The organism is Syntrophomonas sp. UBA5494, from assembly GCF_002426325.1.
Map to the genome: position 1 here is coordinate 23,207 of NZ_DIPG01000038.1, position 13,469 is coordinate 36,675.

The 13,469-nt window shown below is 52.7% G+C and carries 7 protein-coding genes; 6 read left to right on the forward strand and 1 reads right to left on the reverse strand.

Annotation, left to right across the window (positions count from 1 at the left end; translation table 11 throughout):
• Nucleotides 1-116: 116 nt before the first annotated feature.
• The 4 genes from B3W37_RS03875 to B3W37_RS03890 are packed head-to-tail and all read left to right on the forward strand — an operon-like array spanning nucleotide 117 to nucleotide 11,050.
• Nucleotides 117-6,314 (forward strand): IPT/TIG domain-containing protein, encoded by a 6,198-nt coding sequence (locus B3W37_RS03875; RefSeq protein WP_483174840.1) that lies wholly within the window; start codon nucleotides 117-119, stop codon nucleotides 6,312-6,314.
• A gap of 5 nt (nucleotides 6,315-6,319) precedes the next feature.
• Nucleotides 6,320-7,987: a hypothetical protein gene (locus tag B3W37_RS03880; protein WP_483174841.1), complete on the forward strand. Its 1,668-nt coding sequence runs from the start codon at nucleotides 6,320-6,322 to the stop codon at nucleotides 7,985-7,987.
• 51 nt (nucleotides 7,988-8,038) lie between these two features.
• Nucleotides 8,039-9,535 carry an S-layer homology domain-containing protein gene (locus tag B3W37_RS03885; RefSeq protein WP_483174842.1) on the forward strand — a complete coding sequence of 499 codons (1,497 nt, stop codon included), beginning with the start codon at nucleotides 8,039-8,041 and terminating at the stop codon, nucleotides 9,533-9,535.
• 48 nt (nucleotides 9,536-9,583) lie between these two features.
• Entirely contained in the window at nucleotides 9,584-11,050 is a 1,467-nt protein-coding gene (locus B3W37_RS03890) for a M1 family metallopeptidase (RefSeq protein ID WP_483174843.1), read from the forward strand.
• Here B3W37_RS03890 and B3W37_RS03895 read toward each other — a convergent pair whose 3' ends face one another.
• Entirely contained in the window at nucleotides 11,051-11,419 is a 369-nt protein-coding gene (locus tag B3W37_RS03895) for a hypothetical protein (RefSeq protein ID WP_481041757.1), read from the reverse strand.
• A gap of 123 nt (nucleotides 11,420-11,542) precedes the next feature.
• On the opposite strand from B3W37_RS03895, the gene argS reads away from it, so the two are divergent.
• Together argS and B3W37_RS03905 are read left to right on the forward strand one after the other, a co-directional pair.
• Nucleotides 11,543-13,225 (forward strand): arginine--tRNA ligase, encoded by a 1,683-nt coding sequence (gene argS, locus B3W37_RS03900; RefSeq protein WP_481041755.1) that lies wholly within the window; start codon nucleotides 11,543-11,545, stop codon nucleotides 13,223-13,225.
• Nucleotides 13,226-13,235: 10 nt separating this feature from the next.
• Complete coding sequence (locus tag B3W37_RS03905) at nucleotides 13,236-13,469, forward strand: DNA-directed RNA polymerase subunit delta (RefSeq protein ID WP_481041753.1); 234 nt, start codon at nucleotides 13,236-13,238, stop codon at nucleotides 13,467-13,469.

Here is a 13,469-nt window from a genome sequence, read left to right on the forward strand (position 1 = left end):
AGAGGTTTAAACATGGTAAATCGCTATACTCAAAGCTTAAAGTCGGCCCTGAGAGTAATCGATACTATTAGGGAGGGATTGGTGGTATTTAGGCTTAATTACTGGAGGAGGGGCCAATGCAAGACAGAAGCTTGAGGAAAGCAACCCATATTAAAATCGCCATCAGAGTCCTGGTAGGACTCATAGCCTTTTTAAGCTTTTTTTCTTATGGATTAAAACCGCTTCAGGCGTTTGACCCCCAGAATTACAGCATAGACACGATTACTGTTTTTAAGGTTTATAATGCCGAAAGGCAGTTGGAACAACGCCGGGTGTTGATTACCGGTCAATACCTTAAGGATGCCTCGGTAGGCATGATTACCAGCAGTGGCTACCAGGAATTAAAGAACCGCATCAATAACTCCGAGGGACTCTTGCAGTTCAATATTAATCAGGATCAAACCGGCAATTATCTGGTCATCGAGGGGCTCTCCATTGCCCTTAACGAAGGATCTATGCCCGGTTTATCCGGGGTAAACCGTAAAGTCCGGGTGGGATTGGATGACCTGCACATTTCCGGCACCAACCTCAGTACGGTCAAATACACCCCGGGACTCAGCGCCGGCTATGAGCATGAAGGCGCTTATACCGCCCTGGACAAAAGCTGTTTCGACAGTGACAGTGAAGTGGCTATTCCTAAACCCGGCGGTGCCTTGGGATTGCAGAACCTGATATTCGAAAAGACCGAAACCTCAAGTTATGAACTCAGACCGGGGATAAATAGAACTGTAGAGATCACAATTAAACATACTTATCTGAATCAATTCCGCTTTGTTCAGGATATATCTGTCCAAGGACTGGAGATGTACCCCAACCGCGGCGAAGCAGGTTCCAAGCTGATCTTTCAAGCCCCGCACCCCCAGCTCAATACCTATGAGGTGTTTTTTCTAAAAAACATTGATGGAACTGATCCGTACACAAGCGTTAACCAGGGTAAAAACCGCACTTTTCAGAGCAATGTAAACCATATGGACATCCTTACCGTAGAGGTTCCCAACCTGCCGGTAGGGGAATATTACGTGGTTTTAACCAATCCGGTGGCTTTCGGTTTCGATCCCATGAATCAAGTGGTTCAAGAGCTTATAGTTGGGCAGCCGCAGTATCAGAAGTATACGGTGATCGATGCCAATATCAAGTCGGTCATCCTCAGTGTTCAGCCTGCTTCCGGACCGGATACGGGTTCGCGGGTAACCGTCAGCGGACAATTTTTTGGAACCCTGAATATACCCGAATTCGTGCCTGATGAAACCACCATTCTAACCCCTGATCCCCCGGTCAACTCTAAAGAGCTTTTGCTCACTTATGGTCCTGGAACTTACCGGGGAACACCAATCAAAGAGGTACAGCGCAAGTTGAAGGTTATCATTGGGGATCAGGCTACTTTTCTACCCCGGGCTGACGGCTCCGGGTATGAAGTGAGTTTTAATGCCGACCTGGATATCGTCACGGTACACAGTGCGCAGGTAGCCGATGCTGTTACCGATCCCCGCAAGGATGTTGTGGTGGAGACCGAGACCATACTTACCAGAGCCGATGACAAGACCATCGTTTTTACCGAGAGGGCCTCGTTGAGCAATGGCTACACCTATATCCCCAGCAAAATTCAGCCGCAAATTGTGAATATGAGCCCGGATAGGATTCAAGTCATCGCTTCCGGAGGGCATTATGTGGTGCCTGAAGACCGGATGGCCGCCATAACCGGCAATAACTTTGCGGTAACCCGTTTCATCGACGCTCAGGGACAGGAAATACTGCGCTATCCCATCCTTGAGCTGGGGCCGGAGCTGCTCCTGGACAAGAACACCCAGCCGGAGCTTTACGTCCGGGTATTCGACAAGAACGGCCGGGAGGTGGACGGAACCGAGGGCAATGAATTAGGAGCCAGGATTTTGTTCATGATTCCGGCTGATTCCAGTTTGAACACCCTGGGAAAAAACTATTTAAAGGTGACCAATCCCATCAAAAATTCCCCCCATCCCGGACTATCAGCCCAGCGCCCCGATTTTATCAGTTTTGTCAACCCTGAAGCCAGCCGCCAGCCGGTCATCACCGGGGTCAACCCTGATGCCATCACAGTTGACGGCGGTGAAAGCATCGAGATAGCAGGCAGCAATTTCATGAGCGGGGTCACGGTATTCATCGACGGCTGGGAAATAAGCCCGATTTCACGCCAGGAAGACGGCAAGAGAATCACTCTGCAAGCCCCGCCCGGGCGTGAAGGGGAGACCCAGCTGCAGGTCATGAATCCCGAAGGAGCTATGGATACAGCTTTATTTACCTATGTTCTTACCTATACCAACCCCAAAATATCCAATTTTGCCCCCAAACTGGGCAAAACCGGAACCCTGGTTATGGTTAAGGGGGATAATTTCCTTAAACCGGAGCCATCTTCCGGAGAGAGCAGCCCGCTGAAACTGATCGGCACCCGGGTTATGATGGAAGGGCGGGAAATCAACCAGTACAACCGCGATCCCGTCACCAATAAAATCGAATTGCGAAATTATGTCAATAACGAACAGCCTTTGTTGCGCATTCAAAGCGGAGGCGGGGCTTCGTACCTGGAACTGGCCGATTACTATCAAGCCGTGCTCCTGCAGGCTAACAGCCCCGGCAAGGAGCTGTTCACCCTGGATAGGGCCCATAACGGGGAAATCACGCTCAGCAACGGCTCAGACCTGACCTATAAACTGGAAGTAAATCCCGACAAGCAGGTGGAAGCAGTGCTATCCAACGGCTTCAGGGCATTGCTCACCCTGTCTGGGTCGTCATGGGAGATTGCCGGCAGTCCCCCTTTGAGATTGGATATTAAGACCCTCTACCAGGTGGACAGCAGCAATCATTTCATCGGCAAGCGGGTAGAGGTTGTGGACAGCGAAACCCTGCTGTTTACGGTGCCAGTCTTGGAGGCGGACGGGTACTACGACCTGACTGTCATTAATCCTGATACCAAAAAGGACAGCCGGGTCGATGAGGCTGGCTTCTACTACTATAAAATGCCTTTATCCCGTCCGGAGATCACCGCAATCGAACCTGATCAGGGCTCCACCCAGGGCGGCTATACTATCGACATTAAGGGCCGGGAGTTCGAGGATAACGGCAATACCAAGGTCAAAGTGTTCATCAACGGCATGGAAATCAAAGCTGCCGATACCCAGGTAAACAGCAGCGGCGACATGATTACCGTAAAGGTTCCGGCTTATCCCGGCGATTTGCGCCAGGATAAAAGCACTGACCGCTTAACGGTGCCGGTGGTCATCGTTAATCCGGACGGGGGCAGTGCCGGGGTCAAACAGGGATTCACCTATGTGGTTCCCAGCAGCCACCCCTTTATCACGGCATTGACACCATCAAAGGGCAGCGGGGTCGGCCAGGAGGTGGTGGAAATCACCGGCAGCGATTTTCGTTATTTTGAACCCTATGATGATGCCAACCGCAACCAGATTCGAGACCCAAACGAGCCTTTCAGCGACCTTAACCACAATAATCGTTGGGACAGTGAGATTGACATAGACGATCCGCTGACCGATTGGAGAGCGCCGGTAGCTATCAATCACAGCCAGTATGATCATTACTACGATTCACCCATCTTGCCCCGCATCTATTTTGGGCAAGAAAGAGCCCGTATCGTGGAATTTGCCCGGGGTTATGTGAAAGTGCTCACCCCGTCGGCTGCCGCTGGAACGGCCAAGGTTTATCTGCTCAACAATGATGCCGGTATCAGCAACACGGTGAACTACAACTATGAGGCTTTAACCCCCCGCATCACCAGTCTGGTGCCCGCCCAGGGCCCTAAGCAAGGCCGTCAATACCTGGAGATGTTCGGCAGCGGTTTCGCCAGCACTGCAATTACTGTTCTGCACGATGGCAGTATCGAAACCCTCAACATGCCGGCGGTTCGTTTCGGCAGTATCGATAATCGCAGTATTCCAAGCGATCAGCCCAATTCCGGCCGGATCGACAATGGCTTAGCGACAGTACAGTTGGCAGGAGGCTTAACCGTGGAATACCAGGCCGGGAATACATTAAAGCTCAGGGTGGAGGAAAAAGGCCAGGTTTTTGAGCAGGTTTATCCCTATGATGACACTCCGGTTTATATCGATTTGGGACAACTCCGGCTGCAAGGCGATGAAAATACTTCATACGGCGGTTATGAGCTGCTCAAAGTAAGCGTGGAGGAGCGCCGCCTTGTAGTGGAGCGGGGTTATGCCCCGCAGGTGGAGATGCTTTCCGGTCGTCAGCTGGCGGTGAAAACCCCCAGCTACTATACCATAGGGGTGGTGGCGGTCAGGCTTTATAACCCTGACGGCAGCCAGGCCCAGGCTCAGTACGAGTATAAAAACCCCGACAGTCATCCTCAGATCGTGAACATCACCCGCGATGGCAACGAACCCCAGGTCATTACAATCGGGGGTCAAAGCCGGCGCATATTAAAAATGGATTATCGATCCCGGGCGGTGATCAGTGTTTTAGGCCAGGATTTCCGCGAAGGGGCCCGCATTCAGGTGGGAGATTTGTTCAATATAGAGTCTAAGGACATTGACTATGAACTCCCCGGAAAGCTCAGCTTCGTTATGCCGCTGGCAGCGGAAACGGCCGTCGGCAACCTATACCGGGTGGTGGTTGTCAATCAGGACGGGGGCACCGCTGCCTCAGACCAGATACCCGGGGAAACGAGCATTTACTTGCAGTTTACCAGCGGTGAGAGCAGCCCCGGCCTGACTTCACTTTCCCCGGCCATGGGGCCAGCCAGCGGCGGTACCGCAGTGCTTATCGCCGGAAGTGATTTCCGCAGCAGTATCGATGGTTACGATGATTCCCTGGAGGTTTATTTCGGCTCCGTAAAGGTGCCTGACGGCGATGTCAGCCTCCTGGATTATAAAACCTGCCGGGTGATAACCGTTCCGGGGAGCCCGGGGACGGTTGATGTTAAGCTGGAAAATCCGGACGGAACCGTGGCCTGGCTGGCTGGTGCTTATACTTATATCAGCGAACCTGAGGCGGCAACGGTTTGGGATAGTGTGGGAAATACCCGCATCACCGAGCTTTCGATCCTGGGGGGACAACAGATAACAATTAAAGGCAGCGGGTTTTTACCGGGTGCGGTGGTGATATTTAACCCGGTGTTGGCAGAAAGCGCTTCTGCTGCTGCGGGAAGCCCGCTTTATCGTACTGTAGGCCGAACTGTCGAGGGGCGCAACGTCCGGGAAAGCGAGCCTTTTTACCTGCAGTCCGGGCAGGCGGTGGCCGCCCAGGTTTTAAGTCCCGACACCCTCCTGGTTACCGCACCCGGAGGGGCAATCGGCAGCGGCGGTTTACTGGTAAAGAATCCTGACGGGGGGGCCAGTGATATTCTGGAATTGCCTTATGATCTCCCCAGCTTACCGTCTCCCGGGGAGGTAACAGCGGAAATAATCCACGATTCTTACGCTGACTGTGACCGCTATATCAAGGTTCATTGGACCCCGGTGAAGGATGCTTCCCAGTATGAGATCTATGTGCTGATCGATAATGAACGCGAATACATAGGCTCGACCCGGTTGACCTCATTCGTATATCAGAGTCTTAAGCCAAACCGCAGCTATCAATTCGTAGTAACTGCGGTTGGAGACTTCGGCTCTTCGCCGCCCTCCATGAAGAGCAACCGGGTGCGTACCGGATCACAGGCGGGCAACCCGGACAGCGACGGCAGTCCGGGGGAATACAGCCAGACGGTGCGCAAAGGCAACCAGGTCTTTTATAGCATCGGAACCAGGGATGATTCCAGAGGCTGGTTTCTTGACCTGACCCAGGGGCAGCTGGCTGGAGCCACAGAGGTTGAAGTAGCTATTCCGGCCGCTTTGATCAGCCGCAACAGCAGTTCCGATCTGCGCATTCGCGGACGGGACTTTGAAATCAGCGTCAGCCCGGCTGTATTTAATACTCATCAGGTCAGGACGGCCGCCCGGCAGGATGATGCCGGGATTCGTTTAAAGATCGCCCCGGCTGCTCCTCAAACCGGAGCGGTATCAAGCAATTTACTGTCGACGCCGTATAGCATTGAAGCTCAATTCTATCAGGGTGTAAATCAAAGTAGGGTTGATAATCTCTCCGGCAGTTTCGCATTATTGCTGTCATACGATCAGTATAAAGCACAGCTGCGCCAGTTAAGAAAGGTCATGCCCTGCCGTCTGGATACTTATCAGGGAGCCTGGGTACCGCTGGAGGGTGAAGTTGCCGGGGGATGGATCAGTCTTGATAGCCTGGGAACATACGGCATTCTCGGAAAGAGGGGATAGGGGTTATGGTTAAACGGATAGCAATCTTTATGATGGCATTGATGCTGCTGTCTGCCGGGGGGGTTCAAGGAACCTGGGCGGCAGATACCGTGGTTGTAATCGAAGGTTATTTGATGGAATTGAATCCCCAGTCCGATTCCGGGGCCGCCAACCTCCTGGTTGAGGATTATTCCGGGGCTCTCTACCGCTTGTCGGTGCCTGACCCGGCGCCGTTTGCCATCGACGGCATCCCCGTTGGCTGGTCTGATCTGCAGCCCGGGCTGGAGGTGATCGTGGCTGCTGAAGGTTCGCGATTAATCAGCCTGGAGGCTTTTTCCACCCCTCATCCGGGATATATAGCTCCGGGAAGCTTGACCGTAATAGGGCTGGTTACTGCTGTTGACCGAGATCAAATCACGGTTATGGAGGATACCGGTCTGCAGGGGCATTATACTTTAGCTCCTTTTACCACCGTCACCAAGAACGGAGTGGCGTTGCCTTTAAATGCTTTATATGTGGGCGACCGGGTTATACTCCATTTTGACGACCTCGACAGTGCACTGATCAGCCGCATGGAAATTGAAGGCAAATCCATTCTGGTCAGCCAGCTGTATCGTGCCACCTTGCAACTGGTTAATCCCCTGGAAGGCATATTGTCCTGTTCAGAAGTGGAAGCCTTCCATAACGGGACCTGGCAGCCTGCCCAATCGGCCAGGTCTTTTGCCTATAGCGGTGACCTCCCCGTATATTTGAGCGGGCACCGGATCATGACCGCCAATCTGAAATACTACCGCGGTAAAACCGTGTACCTTTTGACCAAACAGGTTATGGGACAGGAAAAAATCGAGCGGCTGATCCTTAAAGGTCATACCGAGTACACCTATAATGGCCGCCTTGACCGGGTGAACTTTTTTAGCGGGGAGTTTGAGTTAAATCAGAAGAATTTCATGATGGGTGAAGGCACCGTCATAATAAAGGACGGACGCCTGCAGGATAAAAGCGTGCTCAGCAGCGGGAGCAGCGCCCTGGTCATTGCTGACAGCTGGCTGGGGCAGTCCTTGAGCAACATCGTCTGCATACTTGACCAGGCTCTCAACAATTCCAGCCTGGGCCAGCAAAGGCTGTATTACGGGCGTATCGACCTGATTACCGAGGACAGCTTGTGGCTTAAAAATCCATATCAGCTGCAGAATAATTTATTTGCAGATGCCGGAGATGAGGTGCAGCTTTATTATGGCAGCGACAGTCGGGTTTATGACACCGAAACAGGCAACTGGCTGGAAACTGGAGAACTCCTGGCCGGCTCCTACGCGGTGGATGAAGCAAGCGAGTACAGCGAGGATCATGACCTCAAGGATTGGTACGGCTATGTTTATACTGACAGTGATCATATCATAGGTATGGCTGTAGAGCCGGATAAAGGCGATTTGGATTCATTGCGGGTCAGTACCGGAACCATATCGACGGTGGTGGATGATCCCCTTATAGGCTGGAGCATCACTCTGGGAGACGGCTATGACTGGAGCAATCATAACCGGCAGTGGATGCTCAAGAGTCAGTCCCTGAGACTGAGCACGGCAGATGCTTTGATCATTAAAAACGGACAGCCTGTCTCGGCCCACCAGCTCAAACCAGGAGACCGTCTCTATCTGGTCCGGGATGATTTCTACGTTCGTTGTGCGGTTGTCAAGTAATCACGGCCGTATCTCGATAAACTAAAATATAATCTCTTTAGGAGCGGTATTATGCAAAGATGGCTAGCTTTACTGGTAGTTGTGCTTTTAATGACCCCTCTACAGCCGGTCTGGGCTGCGCCTCCTGATTATTGCGGCGGCGTAAATAATGAATATGAATATCAGGAAGTGGTGTTCCTTTCCGGAGAGCCGGTCTTATTTAAAGGCTCTTTCACCAGCAGTGAAAAAATAAGTGACGTCAAAGGTACAGTGAGTTACAAATTTGATCTGAAGCCGGCCGACCCTGCCTTGAAGGGCAGCCTGGACCGGCGCGTTACTTACGAATCGGCTTACACCAATTTCAGCCCACAAGGCCAGACTACTGGAGCAACCGGCATAAAGAGCTACCGGGAAACTGTGGTTTTAGGGGAGGATCGTTTCACCCTGGAGGATTATCAATTCTCCCGTTCGGATGTGGTGGACAACCGTCCGGCGGCGGATTTCTTTTCGGGGACCATCGCGGCCCGCAAGGTTTATATGCTTAATAAAGATGAAGGCACAGTGATAGTGGATATCAGCGGAGGAGCCGTGGGCTACAGCAATTTCTGGGGCAAGACCGAAACCCAGATACTGGACTACAATCTGCAGTCTGAGCTGCTGCCTTCTCCCGGTGATGAAGAAAAGCGGGGCGGCTTCTCCTGGGCGGGCACAGTCCGGGTAATCGCCTCCGACAGTTTGCGCAAAAGCCTGGATTACTCCCCCAACGAGGTTTCTCTGTCCAGTTTCCCGGGTGGTCATATGACGGTAGAAAAGCGGGAAATGGTGTCCAGCTGCCAGTATGACCTGCCACGAATGAAGGACGGCGTTCCCCGGGAATACCAGCGGGAAAGCGGTGAGATAGATCTGCATCAGGCCATGCTCCCTAATATCGAACGCTTGATTTTACCCAAGTTCCGCGATTTAGGCGGGCACTGGGCCGAGGAGGATATCAAAAAGCTTTATTCCCTCAATGTTTTTCAGGGGACCTCGCCCTTCTTCCTGCCAGATGCCCCTATGACCCGTATGGACTTCACCCGTGCGGTAATGAGGTCCTGTAATATCAGCCCGGAACAGCCCCAGAAAACTGGCCTGGTACGGACCCGCAAGGCCGCCTCCGAGGCTTCGCTGGTAAAGGATGTGCCGAGCAGTAATCCTGACTACCAATATGTAAAAGAAGCTATTAACCGGGGACTGGTGCAAGGGGTTGGCGGCTATTTCCTGCCTGATTCATCCCTGACGCGGGCGCAGGCGGTTACCATTCTGGTGCGGGGTCTGGGATTTGAATACAATGCTCCCGCCCCGGGATTTTTTACCCAGTTTCGCGATGATGCCGAAATCCCGGCCTGGGCCAAAGACAGCGTTTACATGGCCCGCCAGATCGGACTTTTGGCCGGAGACAGCAGCAATCGGGTGCATCCCAATCAGGTCATGACCCGGGCTGAAGCCTCAGCTATGCTGATTCGTTTCTTGAGCTTTCTGGAAAGGGATCTGCAACAGGATTACCGGGAAAATATCGTACTTTATAAATAGCCGCCGGGTTGATCAAAAGGTAGTTATAACGAAAGCGGTGAAACACCGATGACAAGAAACCGGACTTTTACAATTGTAATCATTGCTCTTCTCTGCCTGCTGGCGGTATGTTACCTGTGGCCGGCAGGGGTGGGGGCGGCTTTGCCTTTTAACAGCCGTTCAGACCTGTGGGATCCCGGCAAAAGTCAGCAGCAGCCGGTTTATACTTTTCCCCGGGCCGAGAAAACCAGCTATCAAATGGATCTGTATCTGGATACTTTAAACCGCACCGTTTATGGCCAATCCTTGATCAGCACCGTCAATTCCTCAGGCGGGGTTCTGGGGGAATTGTGGCTGACGGTATATCCTCAGGCCTTCCAGAGCAAAGGCTTAAGCCCTGCGCCGGCTGCAGCTTATTCTCAGGGCTTTTCCCGGGGGGGGATGCAGGTCAAGCAGATCCAGGTCAACGGAGAGAACAGCGAGTTCCTGATGGAGGACATCTCCTTGAAGATCATGCTGCTCCGCGAATTATTGCCCGAGCAGGAGATTGATATAAGGATATCCTGGCTGGCCGAGGTGCCTCGGGTTGGATATCGCTACGGGACCCGGGACGGGATTTTTATGCTGGGACATATCTATCCGGTCTTAAACACTTTGACCGCTGACGGCTGGTGCCTGCCGACCAATATTCCCTTTGGCGATCCCTTCTGTCTGAGCGCGGCTAATTATCTGGTACGCATTAACGCTCCGCAGCATTACCAGTTGTTAACCAGCGGGGAGAAAATCGCCGGCCTGGCCCTGGATAACGGCCGGGAAAACCATCTCTTCAAAGCTGAAATGGTGCGGGATTTCTCCCTGACCGCCGTTTCCGGTTATGAAAAACTGCAACAGCAGCACCAGAACACAACCTTGAACTGTTATGTCCCTCCCCGGCTGAAGGAGGAGGGAAAGCAGATGCTAGCGGAAGCCGGGCGAATTCTGGAGTATTTCAACTGCATGTGGGGCTCATACCCTTACGGCGAATTAAACCTGGTGGTGGCGCCGATGCATGGATTTGCCGGTATGGAATACGCAGGGGTGGTGTATGTGGCCGAGAACCAACTGAGCAGCCCGGGTTTAGGAAATTTGCTGGCTCATGAAATCGCCCACCAATGGTGGTATGGAATGGTGGGCAACGACCAGTATGATGAACCGTGGCTGGATGAAGGACTGGCCAGTTACAGCGCTTCATTGTACCTGAACTACCGGCAAGCCACAACCTCGTCTACGCCGATGGCCGTTCAAGCCATGAAACTGGATCGGGCTTTGCCTGAATTTTCCGGACCCGATCAATACCATTCCGTGGCCTACCAGGGCGGGGAATCATTCTGGTGGGCACTGGAGGAGGAGCTGGGCCATGACAAGGTGCAAAAAATCTTGCGCAGCTATTTGGCCAAATATAAATACCAGCTGGCTTCAACAGCGGATTTAAAACAGGTTATCAATCAGGAAGCACACCGCGATATGAGCAGCTTTTTTTCCAGATGGTCCCTGTGATTACACCAGGGCTCCGCATTCGCGCAGCAGCCTGGTTGCGATATCGGCCTGATCGTTGTCAGCTGTCATGGTCAGGATATGGTTGTAGCCTCCCTGATCAGAACCAAATGAGCCTGCCATCCCGCTGACATCCGGATCGGATCCCAGCAGGATTTGATGATGGCCCTGACGGGCCCGTCCTGATCCCAGGACCAGGGCGGTTAAGCTGGTTGCCGGGGTACTGTAAACCGTTCTGCCCGGAACCGGTACGATGGTATCTACAGATATGTCTTGAAAACCATGTCGAGTTAAAACCTGAGCCGCTTTGGCAGCTTCGCCTTCATCGCGGAAATAGGCCAGAATTGACCGGTTACCCCTATCTAAGCGCATTTCCTTAGCCTCCTTGAATAATTTCAGGACATTTGCTCAAAAATTGGCCGAGTCACCTGTTTATAGTTTGTGCCCGGATAAGGTAGAATATATGTGGTAAATAAAGCACTGAGGAGGTCGTTCATGAACCCCATTGAGGAGATCAAATCCGCTTTGCGAAGCATGATCATATCAGCATTGAATCAGGCCCGGGCTGAGCAAGCCCTTGTTTTTGATTTTATCCCCGATTTTGTGATTGAAGTGCCGCGGGAAAAAGGGCATGGGGATTTTGCCTGTAATGCGGCCATGCTGATGGCAAAATCGGCCCGCCGGGCGCCCCGTGAAATTGCCCAGATTATAGTTGACCACCTTGACCGGCAGGCTCTTTCGCATCTCGACCAGGTAGCTGTGGCAGGGGCTGGATTTATAAACATGTACCTGCGCTCCGATTGGCTATATAAGATCCCGGCCCTGGTGATGCGGATGAAAGAGGCCTATGGCTCGGCCCCCCGCAACGGTAAACGGGTTCAGGTGGAATTCGTCAGTGCCAATCCCACTGGAAACCTGCATATGGGCAATGCCCGCGGCGGAGCTATCGGCGATACCCTGGCCAACGTGCTCCATTATGCCGGCTATGACGTGGAACGTGAGTTTTACATCAATGATGCCGGCAATCAGATTGAAATATTTGCGGAATCCCTTGAAGCCCGGTACCTGCAGCTTAGCGGGCAAAATGTGACCTTCCCGGAAAACGGCTATGCCGGCCAGGACGTGGTGGATACGGTAAAGAGCATCAGGGCCCGGGAAGGAGACAGCCTCCTGCAATTAGATTCCCGGGAACGGCAGCAGAGACTGGTGGCTATGGCCCTGGAAGAGAAGCTGGCTTATATCCGCCACACCCTGGAAAGCTTTGGCATCAGCTATGATTTGTGGTACAGTGAAAAAACGCTGCATGAGAGCGGACAGGTCAAGGCCGTGATCGAGGAACTGAGGCAAAAAGGCTACATATACGAGAAGGACGGGGCTCAATGGTTTAGGACCACTCTATTGGGTGATGAAAAGGACGAGGTGGTCATCCGCGCCAACGGACTCCCCACCTATTTTGCAGCCGATATCGCCTATCATAAAGATAAATTCGAGCGGGGCTTTGATTGGGTCATAGATGTATGGGGAGCCGACCATCATGGCCATGTGGCCCGTATGAAAGGAGCCATGGCCGCACTGGGATATGACCCCGCGCAGCTGGACGTGATCTTGATGCAGCTGGTGCGCTTGTACCGGGGCGGGCAGATTGTGCGCATGTCAAAACGCACCGGAACTACGGTTTCACTGGATGAACTGATCGAAGAAGTCGGCAGGGATGCGGCGCGTTTCTCCTTTGTGATGCGCAACCCCGACAGCCACCTGGATTTTGACATGGAACTGGCCAAACAGCAGAGCCTGGAAAATCCGGTTTATTATGTGCAGTATGCTCACGCCCGCATCTGCAGCATATTCCGCCAGGCTGGGGCCGCCGGTGTAAAATGGGATCAAGGAGAAACGCCAGATATTGCGGTGCTTAACCAGGCCGAAGAGATCGCTATATTGAGAAAAATCGCCGAGTTCCCCATGGAGGTGGAGGTTGCCGCCAAAACCCTGGCGCCGCACCGTATCGCGCGTTATTCCCTGGATCTGGCTGCTTTATTTCACAGTTACTATAACCACTACCGGGTTCTGCAAGAAAATGCGGCTCTGCAAACCGCGCGCTTAAACCTGATGAAAGCCATCCAAATAGTTATTGCCAACTCGTTGTCCATTATCGGGGTGACAGCCCCGGAGCACATGTAGGAGGTATAGCATGAAAACACGCAAAAAGAGTGAAGCTGATTGGGCTGTAGAGATTCTCACTGTCAATGGGGAACCGATGCACTATCTGCAGCTGATCACCGAGATTGCCGAAAAGATGGGGAGAAAGACTGACATCGGGACCCTGACCTCCATTTACACCCGCTTGAATCTTGACAACCGTCTTATTTACCAGAGTGAAGGCTACTGGTTTTACCACGTCAATCGGGCCACCAGGAGGGAATAG